16 protein-coding genes are annotated in these 22744 nt (G+C 72.1%); 5 read left to right on the forward strand and 11 right to left on the reverse strand.

Features of this window, described 5'->3' with window-relative positions; genetic code table 11:
* Positions 1 to 90 precede the first annotated feature (90 nt).
* Positions 91 to 669 (reverse strand): Uma2 family endonuclease, encoded by a 579-nt coding sequence (locus tag AB0M99_RS21480; RefSeq protein ID WP_365922693.1) that lies wholly within the window; start codon positions 667 to 669, stop codon positions 91 to 93.
* A gap of 117 nt (positions 670 to 786) precedes the next feature.
* On the opposite strand from AB0M99_RS21480, the gene AB0M99_RS21485 reads away from it, so the two are divergent.
* Positions 787 to 2625 carry an NHL domain-containing thioredoxin family protein gene (locus AB0M99_RS21485; RefSeq protein WP_365922695.1) on the forward strand — a complete coding sequence of 613 codons (1839 nt, stop codon included), beginning with the start codon at positions 787 to 789 and terminating at the stop codon, positions 2623 to 2625.
* A gap of 71 nt (positions 2626 to 2696) precedes the next feature.
* Here AB0M99_RS21485 and AB0M99_RS21490 read toward each other — a convergent pair whose 3' ends face one another.
* The 3 genes from AB0M99_RS21490 to AB0M99_RS21500 all read right to left on the reverse strand — a co-directional run bounded on the left by AB0M99_RS21490 (position 2697) and on the right by AB0M99_RS21500 (position 6807).
* Positions 2697 to 3992 carry a M18 family aminopeptidase gene (locus AB0M99_RS21490; RefSeq protein ID WP_365922697.1) on the reverse strand — a complete coding sequence of 432 codons (1296 nt, stop codon included), beginning with the start codon at positions 3990 to 3992 and terminating at the stop codon, positions 2697 to 2699.
* Positions 3993 to 4093: 101 nt separating this feature from the next.
* A complete protein-coding gene (locus tag AB0M99_RS21495; protein ID WP_365922699.1) occupies positions 4094 to 4834 on the reverse strand; it encodes a hypothetical protein in 741 nt (246 codons plus the stop codon).
* 146 nt (positions 4835 to 4980) lie between these two features.
* On the reverse strand, positions 4981 to 6807 hold the full coding sequence (locus AB0M99_RS21500) for an acyl-CoA dehydrogenase (protein ID WP_365922909.1): 1827 nt from the start codon (positions 6805 to 6807) through the stop codon (positions 4981 to 4983).
* 203 nt (positions 6808 to 7010) lie between these two features.
* Between AB0M99_RS21500 and AB0M99_RS21505 the strand changes: the two genes are divergently transcribed.
* The gene (locus tag AB0M99_RS21505) at positions 7011 to 7472 is read left to right on the forward strand and encodes an SseB family protein (RefSeq protein WP_042815576.1); all 462 of its coding nucleotides are present in this window, start codon (positions 7011 to 7013) and stop codon (positions 7470 to 7472) included.
* A gap of 278 nt (positions 7473 to 7750) precedes the next feature.
* Here the strand turns inward: AB0M99_RS21505 and AB0M99_RS21510 are convergent, their stop codons facing one another.
* Positions 7751 to 8191, reverse strand: a complete 441-nt coding sequence (locus AB0M99_RS21510) for a hypothetical protein (RefSeq protein ID WP_365922701.1) — start codon at positions 8189 to 8191, stop codon at positions 7751 to 7753.
* 125 nt (positions 8192 to 8316) lie between these two features.
* Here AB0M99_RS21510 and AB0M99_RS21515 point away from each other — a divergent pair, with 125 nt between their 5' ends.
* A complete protein-coding gene (locus AB0M99_RS21515; RefSeq protein ID WP_365922703.1) occupies positions 8317 to 9315 on the forward strand; it encodes a pirin family protein in 999 nt (332 codons plus the stop codon).
* Positions 9316 to 9372: 57 nt separating this feature from the next.
* On the opposite strand, the gene AB0M99_RS21520 is transcribed toward AB0M99_RS21515, so the two are convergent.
* A complete protein-coding gene (locus AB0M99_RS21520; RefSeq protein ID WP_365922705.1) occupies positions 9373 to 10473 on the reverse strand; it encodes an AI-2E family transporter in 1101 nt (366 codons plus the stop codon).
* Between the two features lie 38 nt (positions 10474 to 10511).
* The gene (locus AB0M99_RS21525; protein WP_365922911.1) at positions 10512 to 12725 is read right to left on the reverse strand and encodes a SpoIIE family protein phosphatase; all 2214 of its coding nucleotides are present in this window, start codon (positions 12723 to 12725) and stop codon (positions 10512 to 10514) included.
* Between the two features lie 135 nt (positions 12726 to 12860).
* On the opposite strand from AB0M99_RS21525, the gene aspS reads away from it, so the two are divergent.
* On the forward strand, positions 12861 to 14693 hold the full coding sequence (gene aspS / locus AB0M99_RS21530) for an aspartate--tRNA ligase (RefSeq protein WP_365922707.1): 1833 nt from the start codon (positions 12861 to 12863) through the stop codon (positions 14691 to 14693).
* A 90-nt stretch (positions 14694 to 14783) separates the two neighbouring features.
* On the opposite strand, the gene AB0M99_RS21535 is transcribed toward aspS, so the two are convergent.
* A complete protein-coding gene (locus tag AB0M99_RS21535; protein ID WP_365922709.1) occupies positions 14784 to 16205 on the reverse strand; it encodes a VWA domain-containing protein in 1422 nt (473 codons plus the stop codon).
* A 292-nt stretch (positions 16206 to 16497) separates the two neighbouring features.
* Between AB0M99_RS21535 and AB0M99_RS21540 the strand changes: the two genes are divergently transcribed.
* Positions 16498 to 18588, forward strand: a complete 2091-nt coding sequence (locus AB0M99_RS21540) for a PhoX family phosphatase (RefSeq protein WP_365922711.1) — start codon at positions 16498 to 16500, stop codon at positions 18586 to 18588.
* A gap of 84 nt (positions 18589 to 18672) precedes the next feature.
* On the opposite strand, the gene AB0M99_RS21545 is transcribed toward AB0M99_RS21540, so the two are convergent.
* From AB0M99_RS21545 to AB0M99_RS21555, 3 genes are all read right to left on the reverse strand, one after another.
* A complete protein-coding gene (locus tag AB0M99_RS21545; protein ID WP_365922713.1) occupies positions 18673 to 19935 on the reverse strand; it encodes a HAMP domain-containing sensor histidine kinase in 1263 nt (420 codons plus the stop codon).
* 14 nt (positions 19936 to 19949) lie between these two features.
* The gene (locus tag AB0M99_RS21550; protein ID WP_365922715.1) at positions 19950 to 20654 is read right to left on the reverse strand and encodes a hypothetical protein; all 705 of its coding nucleotides are present in this window, start codon (positions 20652 to 20654) and stop codon (positions 19950 to 19952) included.
* 93 nt (positions 20655 to 20747) lie between these two features.
* Positions 20748 to 22742 (reverse strand): FUSC family protein, encoded by a 1995-nt coding sequence (locus tag AB0M99_RS21555; RefSeq protein ID WP_365922717.1) that lies wholly within the window; start codon positions 22740 to 22742, stop codon positions 20748 to 20750.
* Between the last annotated feature and the right edge of the window lie 2 nt (positions 22743 to 22744).

The following is a 22744-nucleotide window of genomic DNA, read 5'->3' on the forward strand; positions in this document are numbered from 1 at the left end:
GCGCCTCCTCGACCTGTTGGAAATCAGCCTGACCTGACCAGCACGAACCCGACAGACCTCACTCAAACCAGCGACGTGCGGAGGATGGGGCTAGAGCCCGGAGGTGTCGAGGTCCAGGCCGAAGGGCTCGGGCAGCCGCACCGGCATCCCGAACGGATGCGGCCCGTCGACCCCGGTGTAGCCGAGCCGCCCCGGCCCGGAGAACAGCGTGACGGTCTTGTCGAGCCGGTCGACCAGCAGGTACAGCGGTGCGCCGTACTCGGCGTACCGCTTGCGCTTGACGACGCGGTCGGTCTCGGCGTTCGACTCCGAGGTGACCTCGACGATCAGGAGGGTCTGGTCGGGGACCAGTGCCGCGGCGCCGTCGGCGAGCTCCTCCGGGACCACCGCGAGATCCGGCACGTACCAGTTCGGCGACCGGGGAAGGTCGAGGTTCCCCGAGCCCGTGATGCAGCCGAGCTCCCGGACACGCGACAGGATCTGGTACCGGATCCTGTCGGCAGCCCTCTCGTGGTCCCACGTCGGCGTCATGACCTCGCCGCTTCCCCCCTGGATGACCCCCTCGACGATCTCCACCCGGTCACCCTGCATGTGCTGAATGGCGTACTTCAGAGCCAGTTCGGGATCCACACCCTGGGTGTAGTTGCCGGGCTCGGCGGCGGTGGCCATCAGGCAGCTCCTTCCGTCACGGTTCCACACTCGCACGCTCCTGCTCCGGAGTCCCCCGGCAGCGGGGGTGGTCACCCGTCCGGGGGAGTTGTCGGGGCGGGATGGCAAGCTTGAAGGATGAACGATGCCGCCCCGGAGCCCACCCCCGCTCCTGCGCCCCGCCGCCGTGCCCGTGTCCGTGCCCCCGAGCTGATCGGCAAGGGCGGCTGGCTCAACACCGGAGGCAAAGAGCTGACCCTCGCGGACCTGCGAGGTAAGTGCGTTGTTGTTGATTTCTGGACCTTCTGCTGCATCAACTGCCTGCACGTCCTCGACGAGCTGCGGGAGCTGGAGGAGAAGCACCGGGACACCGTCGTGATCATCGGCGTGCACTCGCCGAAGTTCGTGCACGAGGCCGAGCACGCGGCCGTCGTCGACGCCGTCGAGCGGTACGAGGTGCACCACCCGGTGCTCGACGACCCCGAGCTGGCGACCTGGAAGCAGTACGCCGTGCGGGCGTGGCCCACGCTCGTCGTGATCGACCCCGAGGGGTACATCGTCGCGCAGCACGCCGGCGAGGGGCACGCGCACGCCATCGAGCGGCTCGTCGAGGAGCTGGAGGCCGAGCACGAGGCCAAGGGGACGCTGCGCCGCGGGGACGGGCCGTACGTGGCTCCCGAGCCGGTGGCGAGCGACCTGCGGTTCCCCGGGAAGGCGATCGTGCTCCCGTCGGGGAACTTCCTGGTGTCCGACTCCACGCGCCACCAGCTGGTGGAGCTGACCCCGGACGGCGAGGGCGTCGTACGGCGCATCGGCAGCGGGGAGCGGGGCTTCGGCCCCGACGCCTTCAGCGAGCCGCAGGGGCTGGCGCTGCTGCCCGGCGGGCGGGTCGTGGTCGCGGACACCGTCAACCACGCGCTGCGCGTCTTCGACCCCGCGACCGGCGCCGTCGAGACCGTCGCCGGCACCGGCCGTCAGTGGTGGCAGGGCTCGCCGACCTCCGGGCCCGCCCTGGAGGTGGACCTGTCCTCGCCGTGGGACGTGGCCTGGTGGCAGGGCCGGGTGTGGATCGCGATGGCCGGCGTCCACCAGCTGTGGGCCTACGACCCGGAGACCGGCACGGTCGAGGTCGCGGCCGGAACGACCAACGAGGGCCTGCTCGACGGCCCCGCCGCCGAGGCCTGGTTCGCGCAGCCGTCCGGGCTCGCGGCCACCGAGGACCGGCTGTGGATCGCCGACTCCGAGACCAGCGCCCTGCGCTACGTCCACCGCACCGACGCGGGCTACGCCGTCACGTCCGCCGTCGGCACCGGACTGTTCGACTTCGGCCACCGGGACGGGGACGCGGCGCAGGCGCTGCTCCAGCACCCGCTCGGGGTCACCGCCCTGCCCGACGGCTCGGTCGCGGTGTGCGACACGTACAACCACGCGCTGCGCCGCTACGACCCCGCCACCGGGCAGGTCTCCACCCTCGCGACGGACCTGCGGGAGCCCAGCGACGCGGTGCTGGTCGGGGAGGACATCGTGGTCGTCGAGTCCGCCCGGCACCGGCTGACCCGGCTGCGGCTGCCGGAGGAGGCGGTACGGGTCGACGCGGTCGCCCACCGCACGCAGCGCGCCGCGACCGAGGTCGCCCCGGGCACGCTCCGCCTCGACGTGGTCTTCCAGGCCCCGAGCGGGCAGAAGCTCGACACCCGGTACGGGCCCTCGACGCGGCTGCTGGTCTCCTCGACCCCGCCGGAGCTGCTGGCGGCGGGGGACGGCGCCGGGACCGACCTGTTCCGGGAGCTGGTGCTCGCCGACGGGGTGGACGGGGGCGTGCTGCACGTCTCGGCGATGGCCGCCTCCTGCGACGACGACCCGGAGAACGAGTACCCGGCCTGCCACGTCCACCAGCAGGACTGGGGTGTTCCGGTGACGGTGACCGCGGGCGGCGCGACCCGGCTGCCGCTGGTCCTCGCCGGCCTGGACGCCTGAGCCGTACGGAGACGTGAAGAACCCCGCCCCGGCCGCTCGCGCGGCCCGGGCGGGGTTCTTCCGTAGGCGCGTCAGCCCTCCAGGAACGCCACCAGCGCGTTCGCCAGGAGGAACGGGTCGTCCGCGCCGCACAGTTCGCGGGCGCTGTGCATCGAGAGGATCGCGACGCCGATGTCGACGGTCTGAATGCCGTGCCGGGCCGCGGTGATCGGGCCGATCGTCGTGCCGCAGGGCATGGAGTTGTTGGAGACGAAGGTCTGCCACGGCACGCCGGCCCGCTCGCAGGCGCTCGCGAACACCGCGCGCCCGCTGCCGTCCGTCGCGTACCGCTGGTTGACGTTGACCTTCAGGATCGGGCCGCCGTTGGCACGCGGGTGGTGCGAGGGGTCGTGGCGCTCCGCGTAGTTGGGGTGCACGGCGTGGCCGGTGTCCGAGGAGAGGCAGACCGTGCCCGCGAAGGCCCGCGCGCGGTCCTCGTAGGAGCCGCCGCGCGAGAAGACTGAACGTTCCAGCACGTTGCCCAGCAGGGGGCCGTCCGCGCCGGTGTCGGACTGCGAGCCGTTCTCCTCGTGGTCGAAGGCGGCCAGCACCGGGATGTGGTCCAGCTGGTCCGAGGCGGAGACCGCCGCGAGCGCCGCGACGCCCGCGTGCACGGACAGCAGGTTGTCCATGCGGGGGCCGGCCAGCAGCTCGCGGTCACGGCCCAGGTACGACGGCGGCTCGATCGAGTGGACCATCAGGTCCCAGCCCGCCACCGAGCCCTGCTCCAGGCCCTCTTCCTCCTCCAGGAACGCGATCAGGTCGCCTTCCTGGACCTCGCCCAGGCCCCAGATGGGCTGCATGTGCCGCTGCTTGTCGAGCTTGAGCCCGTCGGTGTTGACCGACCGGTCCAGGTGCACGGCGAGTTGGGGGACGCGCATCAGCGCGCGGTCGACATTGACGAGCCGTTCGCTGCCGTCGCGCAGGGTCAACCGGCCCGCCAGGCCCAGGTCCCGGTCCAGCCAGGTGTTGAGCAGGGTGCCGCCGTAGATCTCGACCGCGATCTGCCGCCAGCCCTGCGAGCCCGTGTCCGGCAGCGGCTTGACCCGCAGGTTGGGGGAGTCGGTGTGTGCGCCGACGATCCGGAACGGGGTGTGCGCGGCCGCGCCCTCCGGCACGTACCAGGCGATCAGGGCGCCGCCGCGGAGCACGAATTTGCCCCCCGTGCTCGCATCCCAGGCGTCCGTTTCCGACAGCTGCCTGAAACCTGCCTTCTCCAGCCGCTCGGCCGCATTGGCCACGGCGTGGTACGGCGACGGACTGGCCGTCAGGAAGGTCATCAGATCGTCGGTGTGGCCGCGGTCGAAGCGGGCGGCGGGAGAGCTCATGTGGTTCACCTTAACGACGGTCGTGTTCGTCATGGCCGGACTGCTGCGGATCGCCGAAAGGGCAGGGTTCGGGGCGGTGTGGCCCCTCTCCCGGTGCCTTCTCAGCCCGGCGGTCGCTCGAATCGGCGCTGCAGCTGCCTGCGCTCGCCCCGACGGATGCGCGGGAGCATCTCCGGGGTCTGTGCGGAGCGCTGCGCGCGTCTCTTGCGTCCGGCGCAGAAGATACAGGCCTCACCCGGCGGTGCGTCGGGGTCGATGGGCGCGCCGGGGTGTTCGGAGCATCCCGAGGCGTTGCGCGGCCGGGAGAGTTCGCGGGCCACGATGAACGCGCGGTGCAGGTCGTCCGCGATCTGTACGAACTCCTCGGCCGGGGAGGAGAAGCCCAGGTGGAAGCGGCGCTCCTCGACGGTACGGACGCACGCGCGCAGGGCCTGGAGCGTGTACGGGGGATCTGGCACGGGGTAGCCGAGCCGCCGCTGCTCGCCGGCCGGCGGGGCCGCGGCGGCCGCGCGGGCGCCCTGGGCGCGCAGTCCGAGGCGGCGCCGGTCGTTGCAGATGAGGCAGCGGCCCCAGCCGTCGGGAGCCTCGGGGTCGAGGGCGCCGTTGGGGTGCTCGGAGCATCCGGTGTAGCTCTTGGCGGGGGCGAGCCCGGCCGCGGTCTGGAAGGCGGTGTACAGAGCGTCGGCGACGGCCTCGTACTCGGCGGGGTGGGCGCCGTCGTAGAGCTCCTTCAGGTGGTCGCCGAGACTGCCCAGGGCGGCCTGCAGCTCCTTGAGGGCGTACGGCCGCCCGGTCGGGACGGAGTACCCCCTGCTGTTGCCGTGCTGCTCCTGTGGACTCATGTCTACGAGCGTCCCATGAACGACTGACAAGGCGCGAACAGCGGCGGCCGGACCCCCGTACGACAGGGCCCGGCCGCCGCGGTGTACGTACACCGCGTACAGATGTGAAGCCTGCCGGGGCTGGGCCGGCGGGCTTGTGGTGGAGCCTAGAAGGCCGCCTCGTCGAGCTCCATCAGGGAGTTGTCGACGCCCTCGGCCAGCGCGCGGGCGACCGAGACGTTCGGCAGGATCTGCGAGGCGAAGAACTTCGCGGCCGCGATCTTGCCGGTGTAGAAGGGAACGTCCTTGGCGGAGGCGCCCGCGAGCTTCTCGGCGGCCACGGCCGCACCCTTGAGCAGCAGGTACCCGACGACGACGTCGCCGGACGCCATCAGAAGGCGCGTGGTGTTCTGGCCGACCTTGTAGATGTTCTTGACGTCCTCGCCGGTGGCGGTGAGGTCGACGATCATCTGGCCGACGATGCCCTCCAGGTCCACGGCGGCCTTGGCGAGCGCGTCGCGGGCGCCGGCCAGCTCCTCGCCGCCGACGGCCTCGGCCAGGAACTTCTTGATCGTCTCGGAGAGGACGTTCAGGGAGGCGCCCTGGTCGCGGACGATCTTCCGGAAGAAGAAGTCCTGGCCCTGGATGGCGGTGGTGCCCTCGTAGAGGGTGTCGATCTTGGCGTCGCGGATGTACTGCTCGATCGGGTATTCCTGGAGGTAACCGGAACCGCCGAAGGTCTGCAGGGACTGCGCGAGCTGCTCGTAGGAGCGCTCCGAGCCGTAGCCCTTGACGATCGGCAGGAGCAGGTCGTTCAGGCCGATCTGCGCGGAGGCGTCCTCGCCCGCGGCCTGCTTGAGCTGGATCTCGTCCTGGACGGAGGCCGTGTACAGGACCAGGGCGCGCATGCCCTCGGCGTACGCCTTCTGCGTCATGAGCGAGCGGCGCACGTCGGGGTGGTGCGTGATGGTGACCTTGGGCGCGGTCTTGTCCATGAAGTCGGCCAGGTCCGTGCCCTGCACGCGCTCCTTGGCGTACTCCAGCGCGTTCAGGTAGCCGGTGGAGAGGGTGGCGATGGCCTTCGTGCCGACCATCATCCGGGCGAACTCGATGATCATGAACATCTGGCGGATGCCGTCGTGCTTGTCGCCGATCAGCCAGCCCTTGGCGGGGTGCTGGTCGCCGAAGGTCATCTCGCACGTGTTGGACGCCTTGAGGCCCATCTTGTGCTCGACGTTCGTCGCGTAGACGCCGTTGCGCTCGCCCAGCTCGCCGGTCTCCCAGTCGAAGTGGAACTTCGGGACGAGGAAGAGGGACAGGCCCTTGGTGCCCGGGCCGTGGCCCTCGGGGCGCGCGAGGACGTAGTGGAGGATGTTCTCCTCCATGTCGTGCTCACCGGACGTGATGAAGCGCTTCACGCCCTCGATGTGCCAGGAGCCGTCGGCCTGCTGGATCGCCTTGGTACGGCCGGCGCCGACGTCCGAGCCGGCGTCCGGCTCGGTGAGGACCATGGTGGAGCCCCAGCGCTTCTCGACCGCGATCTGGGCGACCTTCTTCTGCGCCTCGTTGCCCTCTTCGAAGAGGATGCCGGCGAAGGCCGGGCCGGAGGAGTACATCCAGATGGCCGGGTTCGCGCCGAGCAGCAGCTCCGCGTACGCCCAGATGAGGGAGCGGGGCGAGGTGGTGCCGCCGATCTCCTCGGGCAGGCCCAGGCGCCAGTACTCCGACTCCATGAAGGCTTCGTAGCTCTTCTTGAAGGAGGCCGGGACCGGCGCGGTGTTGGTAGCCGGGTCGAAGACCGGCGGGTTGCGGTCGGCGTCCTCGAAGGAGGCGGCCAGCTCGTTCTCGGCGAGACGGGTCAGCTCGGACAGGACGCTCTTGGCGGTCTCGGTGTCCATCTCCTCGAACGGACCGGTGCCGTACAGCTTTTCGCGGCCGAGCACCTCGAAGAGGTTGAACTCGATGTCGCGGAGATTCGACTTGTAGTGCCCCATGGCGACGGCTCCGTTAAGGCTCGGGGAGACAGGTTCCTCGTACATACCAATCGGTAACAGCATGATGCTACCCGCGGGTAATAAGAATCAACCCTTGCTGGACGACTGTGACCAGCATCAAGCCAGAACCGCTTGAGGGCTGCCGGAAGCCCTGGCCGGAATGGGTGTCCTGGGCCACCCGCCCGCTCGGTAGGCTTTGGGCCATGTACGGCTACGACCAGAACGTGAGCGCGGGGCAGCAGCAGTACGCCGCCCCGCAGCAGATGGCCGGCGGGTACGGCGAGCAGCCGCTGTACCCCGAGCCCTCGCCGCCGTCGCTCGCCGACGCGGTGCGGGCCTTCACGACCGGGTCGCTGTCCGCCGAGGACTTCCAGCAGATCTTCGCCACCTCGAAGGTCTACTGCCCGCGTGGCGAGACCCCGGGCTTCCTGGCGCTGCACAACACGCAGCAGCCGGTGATCCCCATGTTCACCACGCTCAAGGAGCTGCGCCGGTACGCCGGCAAGGAGTCCAAGTACTTCGTGATCACCGGCGCCGAGGTGATCGACCTGCTGCCCACCGGCTACGGCTTCGTCCTCGACATGGAGGGCGACCACCGGATGGTCTTCGACGCGAAGGCGGTCGAGCAGATGGTCGACTTCGCGATGCGCCGCATGTACGGCTAGGGGGTGTCTGGCGGATCATGGCCGGGCCCTGATCCGCCAGACACCCCCTAGCCGCCACCGAACCGCTGCCCCTCGTCGAGCTGGGCATGGCGGTGGTCGCCCCGGCACCGGAGGGCCCGCCGGGTGCGTGGACGTCCTGCCGCACGGCTGGACGGACGCCGTGGCGGCGACCACGGTCACGGCCCCGTAGCCGCAGGCCGCGGGTGCGCCTGCACGCCCCTACGCCCGTCCCACCGCGCGGCCCGCGCGGCAGGGGCGGGCGTACGTGTGTGCCCGGGTCAGCCGCGGCCCAGGCGCAGGCGCCACAGGAGGGCCACCACCGCCAGGGCGGCCAGGGCCGCGGCTCCGTAGGCGTACACGAGCGCGGGGTCGGGCCGGTGGGCCAGGCAGAGCCGGATGCCGGCGAGCAGGGGGACGGCGACGAGCTGTCCGCCGTGGCCGTCGGAATCCAGCCCGGCCATCGCCGCGCGCAGCAGCAGGCAGGCGGCGAAGCCGATGACGGCCCAGGCGGTCAGGTACGGCCAGGGCGAGCCGGGCAGCGGCTCCATCGGCAGGCCCGTCGCCGCCCAGTGGTGGCCGGCCCAGCCGAGGGCGGTGACCACGGCGGTCACGGCCGTGGACCAGCCCAGGATGCGCAGGGGCGCGGGCGGGTCCCAGCGCGGGCGCGGCGGGTCGGGCCGGTCGGTCGCGCCGGTGCTGCTGTGGCTGCTGCTCTCCATGAACGGAAGGACGGGGCCGGGGGCCGCGGGGTTGCCCGGGAATGCGGCGGGGGGAGGTGCTGTTCCGCGGGTGTGGCAGAAAGTTCGAGTTTCAACTAAACTCGACGCAGAAGGAGGTTCCGACCATGCCTGCAGTGACTGTGGAGAACCCGTTGACGCTTCCCCGCGTCGCGGAGCCCGCCCAGGAGACCGCCGCCCGCAAGGTGCTGGCCGTCACGACCGCTCCCGGAGGCTTCGAGGGCGAGGGGTTCCCGGTGCGCCGCGCGTTCGCCGGGATCAACTACCAGTACCTCGACCCGTTCATCATGATGGATCAGATGGGCGAGGTGGAGTACGCGCCGGGCGAGCCGAAGGGCACCCCCTGGCACCCCCACCGCGGCTTCGAGACCGTCACGTACCTGATCGACGGAACCTTCGTCCACCAGGACAGCAACGGCGGCGGCGGAGTCATCAACGGCGGCGACACCCAGTGGATGACCGCCGGTTCGGGCCTCCTGCACATCGAGGCCCCGCCGGAGTCGCTCGTCGTGTCCGGCGGGCTCTTCCACGGCCTCCAGCTGTGGGTGAACCTCCCGGCCTCCGACAAGATGATGCCCCCGCGCTACCAGGACATCGGCGGCGGCCAGGTCCAGCTGCTGACCACCCCCGACGGCGGCGCCCTGCTGCGCGTGATCGCCGGTGAGATCGACGGCCACGCGGGCCCGGGCATCACCCACACGCCGATCACGATGATCCACGCGACCGTCACGCCGGGCGCGCAGGTCACCCTGCCGTGGCGCGAGGACTTCAACGCCCTCGCGTACGTCATGGCCGGGCGCGGCTCGGTCGGCGAGGACCGCCGGCCCGTCCGCACCGGGCAGACCGCGGTCTTCGGCGAGGGCGGCTCGCTCACCTTCCGGGCGGACGAGGCCCAGGACTCCAACACCCCGGACCTGGAGATCGTCCTCCTCGGCGGGCGTCCGATCCGGGAGCCGATGGCGCACTACGGGCCGTTCGTCATGAACAGCAAGCACGAACTCCAGCAGGCCTTCGACGACTTCCAGGCCGGCCGGCTGGGGCGCATCCCCACCACCGCGCGGACCGGGCTCGGCCACCGCGGCACCGGCGAGGCGTCGGAGGACTGACGGGCCCCGGCCCCGCAGCCACACCCCGGCCGGGAACGCTCACCCGGCCGGCGGAGCTCATCCGGCCGGGAGCACGTCCCGGCCCTCGTCGGCGTCCCCGGGCGCCGCGGCGGCGTACCGGGCCCGCAGCTCGGACAGCACCCCGAAGACGGCCGCGGTGAGCGGTACGGCGAGCAGCATCCCGAGGATCCCGGCGACGCTCGCCCCGGCCGTGATGGCCAGCATGACCACGGCCGGATGCATCTGCACGGTCCGGCTCTGGATCATGGGCTGGAGCACGTGCCCCTCCAGCACCTGTACGGCGAGCACCACGCCCAGCGCCCACAGCCCGATGACCCAGCCCCGGTCGGCGAAGGCGACGAGCACCGCCACGGCCCCCGAGATGAAGGCGCCGAGGTACGGGATGTAGGCGCCGACGAACACCAGGGCGCCGAGCCCCACCGCCCCGGGCACGCGGAGCACGAGCAGCCCCACCGTGATGCAGATGGCGTCGATCGCGGCGATGAAGGTGGTTCCGCGCATGAACCCCTCGACGGCCTCGAAGGCGCGCCGGGCCATGGCCTCGACGGTGTCGCCGGTGGCGCGCGGCGCGAGCGAGCGCAGGGTGCCGGCCGCACGGTCGGAGTCGCGTAGGAAGAAGAAGATCAGCAGCAGCGCGAGGACGGCGGTGGCGATCATCTCGCCGACGACGCTGATGCCGGTGATGACGCCGGAGGCGGCCGTTCCGCCGAACTTGGCGAGCAGCTCCTTGGCGTTGGAGGCCAGGTCCTGGAGCGAGGTCCCGGCGGCCCCGAAGTGCTCGGCGAGGTCCTGGCCGGCCCGCTTGAGGGAGCCGACGATCTCGTCACCGGTGCTGATCAGGGCGTGCACGACGACGTACGAGGCCCCGCCGACGACCGCGACCACGGCGAGGCAGGTGAGCCCGGCGGCGAGGGAACGGTTCAGCTTCATCCGCACGAGGCGGCGGTGCAGGGGCCCGAGGAGCGCCGTACCGAGAAGGGCGAGCAGCACGGGCGTGACGGCGGTCTTGAAGGTGATGCACAGCCACACGCCGACAGCGGCCACACCGGTGACGAGGAGCGCTACGGCGCACCAGGCGGCCAGTCGCCGAACGGGCTCGGGGAGCAGGGGGGTCGGCGAAGCCGGGGGAGTGGACACCGGGGTATCCAATCACGGTGGCCACCGCCCGCCCGGGCTCAGGCCGGCGGGTCGTCGGCCGGGTCGTCGGCCGGGTCGTCGTCCTGGTCGGAGCCAGGGTCGGAGTCCGGCTCTTTGGACTGCTCGTGGAGCTCGAACCAGATCGACTTGCCCTCGCCCCTGGGGTCCACGCCCCACGCGTCGGCGAGCATCTCCATCAGCAGGACGCCCCGCCCGCTGGAGGCCATCTCCCCGGGATGCCGCTTGTGCGGGAGCTCGTCGCTGGTGTCCGCGACCTCGATGCGCAGCCGGCGCCCGCCCAGTTCGCCCACCGCCTCCGCCACCAGCAGCGCGTCGCCGTCGGTGTGCATCAGCACGTTCGTGACCATCTCGGAGACCATCAGCACCGCCGAGTCCACCTGCTCGGCGTCCGCCCAGTCGTGCAGCAGCTCCCGGATCTGGCGCCGCGCCCCCGCGATGCGCTCCGGTTCCGCCTGGGCCACGGTCAGCATCGTGCGCCGGGCCGGGCGCACGGGGTGCAGCAGCGGGCTCCCGCAGCCGCAGCCGGCGCCCTCGCGGCACAGCAGGACGACGGCTATGTCGTCCTCGCGGCGGTCGGCCAGCGGGCCGGTGGTGTGGTGCGAGGAGGGTCCGTGCACGGCCTGGACCAGCAGGTCGGCGAGTTTTTCGAGGCTCTCGGTGTCGTGCGTCTCGGACTCCAGGATGGCCCGCAGCCGCGCCCAGCCGGTGTCCAGGTCGTGCCCGCCGGTCTCGATGAGCCCGTCGGTGCAGAGCATCATCGTCTCGCCGGGTTCCAGCGTGAACCGGGTGGTCGGGTAGTCCGTGTCGGGGACGATGCCCAGCGGCAGGCCCCCCGCGGTCGGGCGCATCAGGACGGTGCCGTCGGTCATCCGGATCGCCGGGTCGGGGTGGCCGGCCCGGGCCACCTCCAGCAGCCCCGTCTCCGGGTCGCACTCCACGTACAGGCAGGTCGCGAAGCGCGGGCTCTGGAAGTCGGGGTCCTCGCCGGAGTCCGACTCCTGCTCCTGCGAGGAGCACAGCCCGGCCAGGAAGCGGGAGGCGCGGGAGAGCACCGCGTCGGGGCGGTGGCCTTCGGAGGCGTACGCGCGCACCGCGATCCGCAGCTGGCCCATCAGCCCGGCGGCCCGTACGTCGTGCCCCTGGACGTCCCCGATGACCAGCGCGAACCGCCCCGAGGGCAGCGGGATCATGTCGTACCAGTCGCCGCCGACCTGGAGCCCGCCGCCGGTGGGGACGTAGCGGGCGGCGAGCTGCATGCCCGGGATCTCGGGTCCGAGCTGCGGCATCATCGACCGCTGGAGGCCGGTGGTGAGCTCCCGCTCGGACTCGGCCACCCCGGCGCGCTGGAGCGCCTGGGCGAGCATGCGGGCCACCGTCGTCAGCACGGACCGCTCGTCCGGCGAGAAGGAGACCGGGTGCTTGAACGCGGCCATCCAGGCGCCCATGGTCCGCCCGGCCACGATCAGCGGGAGGAAGGCCCAGGAGACCCGGTCGAAGCGCTGGGCGAGCGGCCAGGTGGCCGGGAACCGCCGCTTGTAGTCCTCGGGGCTGGGGAGGTAGATCGCCCGCCCCGTGCGCACGACCTCGGCGGCCGGGTAGTCCGTCTCCAGCCGCATGTCCGCGAAGGGGCCCTCGTCCCCGGCGTCGTGCCCGTGGTGCCCGATGATCGACAGCCGGTCGCCCGCCACGCCGAAGACGGCCAGCCCGTCGGGGCTGAACCCGGGCATGGACAGGGACGCGGCGACCCGCAGCACCTCCGCCGTGGAGCGGGCCTCGGCCAGCGCGCGCCCCGCGTCCAGCAGGAAGGCCTCGCGGGAGCGCCGCCAGTCGCCGGTGATCGGGGTGTGCACGGCCGTGGTGCCCGGCTGGGGCTCGGCGATCTCCTGGATGGTGCCGATCAGCTCGTAGTCGAGGCGGCCGTCCGCGCTCCGGTTCTCCAGCGGTTTCGAGCGGCTGCGTACGGTGCGCAGCACGCGCCCGTCCTCGTCCATGATCCGCAGCCGGGCCTCGGCGAGGGTGTCCTCGGCCACCGCCAGGTTCACGATGCCGTTGATCTCGTTCCAGTCCACCGGGTGGAAGCGCGAGCGCACGGCCACTTCCGGCAGGACGACGGGCTCCGCGGGCAGCCCGAGGAGCCGGGCGGCCTCGCTGTCGAGGGTGACCGTCCCGGAGGCGTTGTCCCACCGCCACAGGCCCGTCGCGATGGCGGCCAGGACGTCCTCGGTGCGCACCCGGCCATCTTTACAGGTCATACGCCTGACGTGCCTGTTCACCACCCTGTCGGGCGCGCCCGCGCGGTGCCCGGCCCGGACGGTAACCTTGGGACGGTTGAATCCACCCTGGTATCGCGAAGAACTGGATGACTGATGCATCGGTACAGGTCCCACACGTGCGGCGAGCTCCGAGCCTCCGACGTCGCCTCCGACGTCCGGCTGAGCGGCTGGCTGCACAATCGTCGAGACCTGGGCGGCATCCTCTTCATCGATCTCCGTGACCACTACGGCATCACGCAGCTCGTCGCCCGCCCCGGCACCGCCGCGAACGAGGCGCTGAGCAGCGTCACCAAGGAGACCGTCGTCCGCATCGACGGCAAGGTCGTCTCCCGCGGCGCCGACAACGTCAACCCGGAGCTGGCGACCGGCGAGGTCGAGGTCGAGGTCTCCGCCGTCGAGGTGCTCGGCGCGGCCGCCCCGCTGCCGTTCACCATCAACACCGACGACGGTGTGAACGAGGAGCGGCGCCTGGAGTACCGCTTCCTCGACCTGCGCCGCGAGCGCATGCACCGCAACATCATGCTGCGCTCGGCCGTCATCGCCTCGATCCGCCACAAGATGGTGGCCCTCGGCTTCAACGAGATGGCGACCCCGATCCTCACCGCGACCTCCCCCGAGGGCGCCCGTGACTTCGTCGTCCCGTCCCGCCTGAACCCGGGCAAGTTCTACGCCCTGCCGCAGGCGCCGCAGCAGTTCAAGCAGCTGCTGATGATCTCCGGCTTCGACCGCTACTTCCAGATCGCGCCGTGCTTCCGCGACGAGGACGCCCGCGCCGACCGCTCGCCGGGCGAGTTCTACCAGCTCGACGTGGAGATGTCCTTCGTCGAGCAGGAGGACGTCTTCCAGCCGATCGAGCGCCTGATGACCGAGCTCTTCACCGAGTTCGGCGGCGGCCGCGAGGTCACCTCCCCCTTCCCGCGGATCCCGTTCCGCGAGTCGATGCTGAAGTACGGCAACGACAAGCCCGACCTGCGCGCCAAGCTGGAGCTCGTCGACATCACCGACGTGTTCGAGGGCTCGGAGTTCAAGGCGTTCGCCGGCAAGCACGTGCGCGCGCTGGCCGTCCCGGACACCGCCGCGCAGCCGCGCAAGTTCTTCGACGGCCTCGGCGAGTACGCGATCTCACTGGGCGCCAAGGGCCTGGCCTGGGTCCGCGTGGGCGAGGACGGTTCGCTGACCGGCCCGATCGCCAAGTTCCTCACCGAGGAGAACCTCAAGGTCCTCACCGAGCGCCTGGGCCTGGTCCCCGGCCACGCCGTGTTCTTCGGCGCGGGCGACTTCGACGAAGTCTCCAAGATCATGTCCGGCGTCCGCGTCGAGGCGGCCAAGCGTGCGGGCCAGTTCGAGGAGAACGTCTTCCGCTTCTGCTGGATCGTCGACTTCCCGATGTACGAGAAGGACGAGGAGACCGGCAAGATCGACTTCTCCCACAACCCCTTCTCCATGCCGCAGGGCGGGATGAAGGACCTGGAGGAGAAGGACCCGCTGGACATCCTTGCCTGGCAGTACGACATCGTCTGCAACGGCATCGAGCTGTCCTCCGGCGCCATCCGCAACCACGAGCCCGAGGTCATGCTGAAGGCCTTCGAGATCGCCGGTTACGAGGCCGAGACCGTCGAGCGCGAGTTCGCGGGCATGCTGCGCGCGTTCCGCCTGGGCGCCCCGCCGCACGGTGGCATCGCCCCGGGTGTGGACCGCATCGTGATGCTGCTGGCCGACGAGCCGAACATCCGCGAGACGATCGCCTTCCCGCTCAACGGCAACGCGCAGGACCTGATGATGGGCGCGCCCACCGTCCTGGAGGAGTCCCGCCTGCGCGAGCTGAACATCGCGCTGCGCAAGCCCGTCGAGACGAAGGCGTCCGAGGCCAAGGCCGCCGACGCCAAGCCGATCGCGGAGGCCGTCCACCCGGACGCCGCGCGCTAAGGCTCAGGAGCACGGGGAAGGGCCCGGGATCGAGGATCCCGGGCCCTTCCCCGTGTGCGTACTGCTTGCTACTTGCTACTTGCTACTTGCTTACGACTGGAACCGCTCCAGGATGCCCTTGAGGAGGGCGGCGGAGGTCAGCTCGCGGGGGGCGGGGCCGGCGTGGAAGAAGCCGGCGTTCTCGGCGTCCAGCTTGCGCAGGAAGTCGAAGGCCTTGGCGTCGTGGTCGCCGAAGGCGACGAACTGCCAGTGGACGTCCGGGGCGGTGGTGGCCGCCTCGGCCAGTGCCGCCTTGGCGGGCTGGCGGTTGTCGGGTGCGCCGTCGGTCTGGAAGACCACGAGGGCCGGGCCCTCGCCGCCGTCCTTCTGGTAGCGCTCGACGACGGCCTCCACGGCCACGTGGTAGCTGGTGCGGCCCATCCGGCCGAGCTCGGCGTGCCGGGCCTCGACCCAGGCCGCGTCGTGGCCGTCGAGGGTCAGGTCGGCGGTGCCGTCCACCTCCGTGGAGAAGAACACCGTGTGCACGGTGGCCGCCCCGTCGAGGTGCGCGGCCAGGGCGAGCGCGTGGTCGGCGAGGTGCTGGGCGCTGCCGTCCTTGTAGAACGGGCGCATCGAGCCGGAGCGGTCCAGCACCAGGTACACCTTGGCCCGTGCCCCGGCCTTGTCCTTGCCGCGGAGCACCTGCCCCGCGGCCTTGTACGCCGCGGAGATCCCGGGCGCCCGACGCCGCACGACCGCAGCCGCATGCGCGGGCCCCGCCTCGGTCCCGGCGTCCGCCTCCACGTCGTCGGCGGCCGCGACGGCCTCGACCACTGCCTCCGGCTCAGGCTCGACCTCCGGCTCGGCGGCGACGGGCTCGACCTCGACGGCGGCCGCGACGGGCTCGGGCTGTGCCTCGGGCTCGACCACTGCCTCCGGCTCCGGCTTGGCCTCGGCTGCGGCCGCGACGGGCTCCGCCGCAACCTCGGCGGCGACGGGCTCGACCTCAGCCTCGGGCAGGACCTCGACCTCGGCCTCCGCTTCGGCGGCAACGACCTCAGCCTCGGCGGCGGCCGCGACCGGCTCCGCCTCGGCCTCCACCTCGGCGGGGACGGCCTCGGCCTGGGCCTCCACCTCGGCGGCGGCAACGGCCGCGAGGGGCGCGGGCTGCGCCTCCGGCTCGGTGGCGGCGGCCTCGGCGGCGACGGGCTCCGGCTCGGCGGCAGCCGGTACCGGATCCGCCGGGGCGGGGTCCTGCTGAACCGCCGGAGGCGCAGGGCGGCGGGCTTCCGGGACCGTGGGGTCCGGGGCCGGCGCCGTGGCCGTGAGCAGCGTGCCCGGCTCGCGGTCCCGCGGGGCGGACTGCGGCGGAACGGTCGGGTTGTCGAAGGAGGCCGCCACCAGCTCGGCCGCCGCGTCCAGGGGGGTGCGTTCCGCCTGGCTCGGAAGGGCCGCCGAAGGGGCGTCAGCCGACTCCGGAACCGGCTCCGAAGCCCGTCCGAACACCTTGCGCAACAAGCTCCGAATACCCATGGGCCAGGCCTTTCGCATGAGTGCGTGCGTCATTTGTCCGTACTGCGCGGTAGATCCCTGCCCAGAGTGGACACGTAAGGTTATCGGCCCCTTGGCTGGAACTTCGGCAGGGGCACCTTTCGTGGCGCCCACTGCCCAAACACACCCGCCGCGCCGCCGAACTGCCGCTCCGACGTGCCGGGTTCACCGGCCGTTCATCCCCGCGCCGCCGCTTCGGCGCAACCCGCGCCTAGCGTCACGGCTGGATTCGACCGACACGTTGTCGGGGACCGTGCACCTACGGAGGACACTCGTGCGCAAGCTCCTGCCGCTCATCGGCAACCCGCATGGGGGCGGCCGTTCCGCCCTCACCTGCCGCTACCGCTGCGGTGACGCCTGCTTCCACGAGGTGCCGAACACGAGCGACAACGAGTACGCCGGCGACGTCATAGCCCGCGCCTACTCCCGCCGCTCGATGCTGCGCTCCGCCGCCGTCGTGACGGTCGCCACCGCGGCCGGTACCGCCGTGGCCGTCGGCGGAAACGGTTCCTCCGCCAACGCGACCCCCGCCGCCGAGGCCCAGGGCGCTTCCGCCCAGGCCAACGCCGCCGGCGCCCGCGGCCTGCGCTTCAAGTCCGTCGCGCCGAACACCAACGACGCGGTCACCATCCCCGAGGGCCACGAGCAGAACGTGGTCATCCGCTGGGGCGAGCCGATCATCAAGGGTGCTCCGGGCTTCAACCCCGACAAGCAGACCGCCGCCGCCCAGGCCGGTCAGTTCGGCTACAACAACGACTTCCTCAGCCTGCTCCCGCTCGGCGGCGACTACGAGCGCCAGCAGCTGCTCGTGGCCAACCACGAGTACACCGACGAGAACCTCATGTTCAAGGGCTACGACCCGGCGAACCCGACCCGCGAGCAGGTCGAGATCGCCTGGGCCGCGCACGGCCTGTCCGTGGTCGTCGTCCAGGAGGACCACCGCAGCGGCAAGCTGACCGCGGTCACCCGCCACCAGCTCAACCGCCGTCTGACCGCCACCAGCGAGTTCAAGCTGACCGGCCCGGCCGCGGGCGGCGCCCTGCTGAAGACCTCCGTCGACGCCACCGGCACCAAGGTGCTCGGCACCCTCAACAACTGCGCCGGCGGCACCACCCCGTGGGGCACCACCCTCCACGGCGAGGAGAACTTCAACCAGTACTTCGGCAACGCCGGCCAGGTCACCGACCCCACCCAGGCCGCCCGCCTGAAGCGCTACGGCGTGACCGCCGGCGCCACCGAGCGCAAGTGGGAGCGGTTCGACAAGCGCTTCGACGTGGCGCAGGAGCCCAACGAGTCGCATCGCTTCGGCTGGGTCGTCGAGCTGGACCCGTACGACCCGAACTCCACCCCGCGCAAGCGCACCGCGCTCGGCCGCTTCAAGCACGAGGCCGCGCAGCCCCGCCTGACCGAGGACGGCCGCCCGGTCGTCTACATGGGCGACGACGAGCGCTTCGACTACTTCTACAAGTTCGTCTCCTCGAAGCAGATGAAGAAGGGCAACTCGCGCGCGGCGAAGGAGCACAACCTCACGCTGCTCGACGAGGGCACCCTCTACGTCGCCAAGCTCACCGGTGACTCCCCGGTCACCGAGTTCGACGGCTCCGGCAAGCTGCCCGCCGACGGCGAGTTCGACGGCTCGGGCATCTGGATCAAGCTCGCCACCGGCAACGTCTCGCACGTCGAGGGCATGACCGCCGAGGAGGTGTACGTCTTCACGCGCCAGGCCGCCGACAAGGTGGGCGCCACCAAGATGGACCGCCCCGAGGACGTCGAGCCCTCCCCGCGCACCGGTCGCGTCTACATCGCGCTGACCAACAACACCGACCGCGGCAAGCCCGGCAAGGCCGAGGGCGCGACCGAGTCCAACCCGCGCAACCTGAACAAGCACGGCCAGGTCCTGGAGCTCGCCGAGAACTTCGACAACCCGGCGGGCGACGGCTTCGCCTGGCGGCTCTTCCTGGTCGCCGGTGACCCCAACGACCCGGCCACCTACTTCGCGGGCTTCCCGAAGGACAAGGTCAGCCCGATCTCCTGCCCGGACAACGTGGCCTTCGACCCGCACGGCAACCTGTGGATCTCCACGGACGGCAACCAGCTCGGCTCCCACGACGGCCTGTTCGGTGTCGCCACCGCCGGTGACCGGCGCGGCGAGCTGAAGCAGTTCCTGACGGTTCCGCGCGGTGCCGAGACCTGCGGCCCGATCATCCAGGACAAGCGCGTCCTGGTCGCGGTCCAGCACCCGGGCGAGATCGACGGCGCGTCCGTCGAGAAGCCGCAGTCGGTGTGGCCCGACGGCCCCGGCAAGATCGTCCGCCCGGCCGTCGTGTCGGTCTGGCGCAAGGACGGCAAGAACATCGGCGTCTGATCCAGCCGTCTGATCCAGCCGACGGGCATGCCCAGTTGACCGGGCGCGAGAGGTGTTTCACGTGAAACATTCCCTCGCGCCCGGTCAACTTCCGTCCGGCAGGCGCCCGACGGGGAGCCGGAGCGTGGTCACCGCGCCCCCGTCCGGGGCGTTGGAGAAGCCGAGCTCGATCTCCAGTACCGCCGCCTGGCCGGCCGCGATCGTCAGGCCGAGCCCGTGGCCGCGCCCGCGGCCCGGGTCTCCGGTGCGGAAGCGCTGCGGTCCCTGCTCGATCAGCTCGGGCGGGTAGCCGGGCCCGTGGTCGCGGATGGTCACGACCGGCCCCTCCACGCTCACCTCGATCGGCGGCTGCCCGTGCTTGTGGGCGTTGACCAGCAGGTTGGCCAGGATCCGGTCCAGCCGGCGCCGGTCGGTGAGCACCACCGCGTCACGGAGCACCCGTACCGTGGCGGCCAGCCGGGTGCCCGTCACCGCCCGCTGGACAGCCCGGCCGAGCTCGACGCGGCTCAAGTCGGCCTGCTCCACGCCCGAATCCAGCCGGGAGATCTCCAGCAGGTCCTCGGTGAGCAGGTGCAGGGCCCTGAGCCGGTCGTTGATCATCTCCTTGGGGCGTCCCTCGGGCAGCAGGGAAGCCGCGGCGAGCGATCCCGTGAGCGGGGTGCGCAGCTCGTGCGCGACATCGGCCGTGAACCGCTTCTCCGCCTCCAGCCGGTCCTGGAGCGATGCGGCCATGGTGTCCAGGGCATGCGCCACGTCCCGTACCTCGTCGCGGGAGCGCGACGGCCGGAGGCCCTCGTCCCCGTCGGCCGGGAAGTCGACCCGGGCGTCCAGGTCCCCGGCGCTGATCCGGCGGGCCACGGCGGCGGTGGTCCGAAGGCGGTGGCTGATCCGGTTGGCCAGGAAGATGCCGGCGAGCGCCACCACGCCGGCGGCGAGCGCCGACGAGGCGAGGATCGCGGTGTCCATGTCCCGCAGCCGGGAGCGGGTGTTCTCGTACGGGACCCAGACGGCGAGGGACTGGTCGTCGGCCGGGCCGGCGGCCCACATGACGGGCTTGCCGGAGTGTTCGCCGACCATGCTGCCGGTCAGCCCGCGGGCGACGAGCTCGCGCAGGGGCTTCGGGAGCTCGGGGGAGTCCATGGCGACGTTCACGTCGCCGTGCGCGGTGCCGTACTGGTAGTGCCCGAGGGCGTGGTCGAGGTCGCGGTCCACGTCCTTGCGGACCTCGCCGACGATCTGCCGGGCGACCACGTTGTGCACGAGGATGCCCAGTGCCGCTGCGACGGCGCAGCAGACGGTCGTCGTGGTCAGGGCGATCTTCCAGCGCAGACTGCTCGTCACCCGCATCGGCCCGCCGCCCCTCAGGCCGCGCTCGGGGTGCAGGGCCTGGAGCTGTCCGTGCCCCCGGGGCAGTCGTCGAGGGTGAGCTGGGAGAGGTTCATGATCCCGGCATCCGGGTCCCAGACGTAGTCGGAGACGGCGACGTACTTCGGGTTCGACGTCGGTTCGCGCACTGCCAGGTGCTCGGCGGCCACCTCGACACCCTCCAGCACCGCCCGCCGGGACAGGATCCGGGCGATCCTGCCGTCGTCCAGGACTGTGTAGACGCGCAGTTCGCTCAGCCGGCCGTCGATGTCGAGGGCGGTGATCAGCTCGTCCTTGCCGTTGCCGGTGACGTCGTGCAGGACCGCGGGGCGTACGGGGCAGTCCGGGCCGCCGTCCACAGCCTGTGTACAGAGCGCGATGCGCTGGATGGCCCGGGGGTCCACGAGCCGTCCGGTCCCGCCGTCCTGGGTGGTGGCGGCGGTGATGTCCGCGCGGACGACGGCCACCGGGTCCACGCCGCGCATGTTCAGGTCCGCGACCTCGGGCAGTCCGGGCACGACCGCGGCCGTTCCCGGCTGCTGCCCCGGATCGGGCGGGTCGGGCCGGATGTCCTTCCACAGGGTCTGCGGGGCGTGCACCGTCCCGAGGTCCCCGTCGTTGCGCAGCCCTTCCACATCGGCGCACCCGGCCGTGCCGCCCAGGAGGGCGGTGAGCACCATCACGGCCGAGGCACGCTGCATGCTCCGATGCTCTCCCGGCGCCGGGCCTCCGGCCCGGGAGCGGGGCCGTTCGGGTTACGCGGCCGCACTGCGCCGGGCAGTGGGCGGGGCTCCTCAGCCCCCGGGATGGGCAATGGCCCGGGCCGCCGCGACCTCCTGGCGGAGCGGGGCCAGGACGCTGGATCCGTCACCCTCCGCCGGGATGTCGACCCGTACCGGGGTCAGGCTGTTGCGGACCCCGCCGGCCAGGTCCCGCAGCTGCCGCGTGACCTGCTCGACCTCGGCGGCCGCAGGCGGCTGCGCGCCGTGGTTGACCCGGACCCGCGCGGCGGTCGTCGCGTCCACGATCCGCTCGACGGCGACGACCAGCGGCCACCACGCGGCCGCCCGCGCCCCCGTCGGCGGCGGCTCGGTCAGGGCCCGCTGGAACTCGCTGCGCACCCCCGACAGGTCCCGGTAGATCCTGCGCCGGGCCTGTAGCCGGGCCGTCCGCGCCGCGCGCAGCCCGGCCTCGGTCTGGGTCCCGGGGTCGCTGCCGAACGCCCGCTCCACGTACCGCGCGGCGTCGTCGACGGCGTCCGCGAGCCGGTCGCCGAGCCGGGTGCGCCAGCTCTCGGGCCACAGCAGGTACCCCGCGACCAGGGTGATGGCGCAGCCGATGAGGCTGTCCAACAGCCGGGGCCGGATCAGGTCGAAGCCCTGGTGGTTGAGCAGGTCCGAGAGCAGCAGGATCACCGGGGTGATCGCGGCGGTCTGGAAGGCGTATCCCTTGGCGGAGAAGGCGGGGATCAGAGCAGCGAGTACGGCCATCACGGGCACGTCCCACCATCCGCGGGGCACCTCGGCGAGCACCGCGGCGGCGATGACCAGCCCGGCGGCGGTGCCCAGCGCGCGCAGCACGGCCCGGGAGAAGACGGATCCGAAGTCGGGCTTCAGGACGAAGGTGACCGTCAGGGCGACCCAGTAGGAGCGTTCGATCTCCACGACCGAGACCAGCGCCTGGGCCAGTCCGATGCACAGGGCGAGCCGCAGCCCGTAGCGCCAGGAGGCCGCCGACAGCATCATGTCGCGCACGGCCCGCCGGGCCCGGACCCGCAGCGCGGCGGGCCGGCCGAGCCGGTCGTCGACGTTGTACGGGTCGGGTTCGGCCAGCAGCACGATGGTCGCCGCGTGCCGCAGCGCCGCGTCGAGGGCCCGCTCGGACTGGCCGTGCGGCTCGGGCAGGTCCAGTACGGGCGTTCCGGTGCGGCCCTCTTCCACGGCCGCCGCCAGTTCCCGTACGGCTGCCGGGATCTCGGGCGGCAGCGGCCTGCGGCGCAGGTGGGCGGCGGGGGCGGCCTCGACCACCGGGATCAGTACGTTGAGCTGGGCCAGCATCCGCACCAGCGAGGGGCTGCGCCCGTGCACCCGGGCCCGCCGGCCCAGGACGAGGTCGTAGGCCTGGTTCAGGGCCTGGGTGACCTGCTGGCGGTGCTGCTCGTACGCCGGACCGGGCCGGCCCGCGGCCTCCAGGGCGTCGGCCAGCGCCCGGTAGACGGCGGCGACGGCGGCGCGTTCCGGCAGCCGGCCGCGCAACGGCCAGCCCAGCAGGGTCAGCAGCAGGACGAACAGCCCGCCCGCGCTCAGCAGCAGCGGCGCGGTCCACCAGGGCTGGGGCATCGGCAGCCCGGCCCCGACCACCGCGTTGAGCAGGAGCAGCAGTCCGGACACGGAGGCGACCGTGCCGATCGAGGAGATCATCCCGGAGACCAGGGCGATCAGGGTGAGCAGGCCGACGGCGAGCCAGCCGTGTCCGAACACGAGGGTGCCCAGGGCGACGCCGACGGCGCCGAAGAGCTGCGGCACGGCGATGTTCAGGACCCGCATCCGGTAGGCGTCGGCGGTGTCGCCGATCACTCCGGCCAGGGCGCCCATCGACACGAGCGCGCCGTACTCGGGCTCGTCCAGGGCGAAGCCGACGGCGAGCGGTGCGGCCAGCGCGATGCCCGCACGTGCCACGGCCGCCCAGGGGATCGGTGCGGTGCTCGGCCGCAGCCCGTTGAGGAGCCAGGGGGGTGGAGCCAGCGGATTGTGCCGGGCTCGCCCGGACGGTATCTGTTCGGTGCTCATTC

Origin of the sequence: Streptomyces sp. NPDC051183 (assembly GCF_040682455.1) — a bacterium.
Classification (GTDB): Bacteria; Actinomycetota; Actinomycetes; order Streptomycetales; family Streptomycetaceae; genus Streptomyces.

What these genes read in the sequence shown, in the direction of transcription:
- AB0M99_RS21480 (WP_365922693.1), bottom strand. Translation starts at nt 669, where the DNA reads ATGGCCACCGCCGCCGAGCCCGGCAACTACACCCAGGGTGTGGATCCC.
- AB0M99_RS21485 (WP_365922695.1), top strand. Translation starts at nt 787, where the DNA reads ATGAACGATGCCGCCCCGGAGCCCACCCCCGCTCCTGCGCCCCGCCGC.
- AB0M99_RS21490 (WP_365922697.1), bottom strand. Translation starts at nt 3,992, where the DNA reads ATGAGCTCTCCCGCCGCCCGCTTCGACCGCGGCCACACCGACGATCTG.
- AB0M99_RS21495 (WP_365922699.1), bottom strand. Translation starts at nt 4,834, where the DNA reads ATGAGTCCACAGGAGCAGCACGGCAACAGCAGGGGGTACTCCGTCCCG.
- AB0M99_RS21500 (WP_365922909.1), bottom strand. Translation starts at nt 6,807, where the DNA reads ATGGGGCACTACAAGTCGAATCTCCGCGACATCGAGTTCAACCTCTTC.
- AB0M99_RS21505 (WP_042815576.1), top strand. Translation starts at nt 7,011, where the DNA reads ATGTACGGCTACGACCAGAACGTGAGCGCGGGGCAGCAGCAGTACGCC.
- AB0M99_RS21510 (WP_365922701.1), bottom strand. Translation starts at nt 8,191, where the DNA reads ATGGAGAGCAGCAGCCACAGCAGCACCGGCGCGACCGACCGGCCCGAC.
- AB0M99_RS21515 (WP_365922703.1), top strand. Translation starts at nt 8,317, where the DNA reads ATGCCTGCAGTGACTGTGGAGAACCCGTTGACGCTTCCCCGCGTCGCG.
- aspS (WP_365922707.1), top strand. Translation starts at nt 12,861, where the DNA reads ATGCATCGGTACAGGTCCCACACGTGCGGCGAGCTCCGAGCCTCCGAC.
- AB0M99_RS21535 (WP_365922709.1), bottom strand. Translation starts at nt 16,205, where the DNA reads ATGGGTATTCGGAGCTTGTTGCGCAAGGTGTTCGGACGGGCTTCGGAG.
- AB0M99_RS21545 (WP_365922713.1), bottom strand. Translation starts at nt 19,935, where the DNA reads ATGCGGGTGACGAGCAGTCTGCGCTGGAAGATCGCCCTGACCACGACG.
- AB0M99_RS21550 (WP_365922715.1), bottom strand. Translation starts at nt 20,654, where the DNA reads ATGCAGCGTGCCTCGGCCGTGATGGTGCTCACCGCCCTCCTGGGCGGC.
- AB0M99_RS21555 (WP_365922717.1), bottom strand. Translation starts at nt 22,742, where the DNA reads ATGAGCACCGAACAGATACCGTCCGGGCGAGCCCGGCACAATCCGCTG.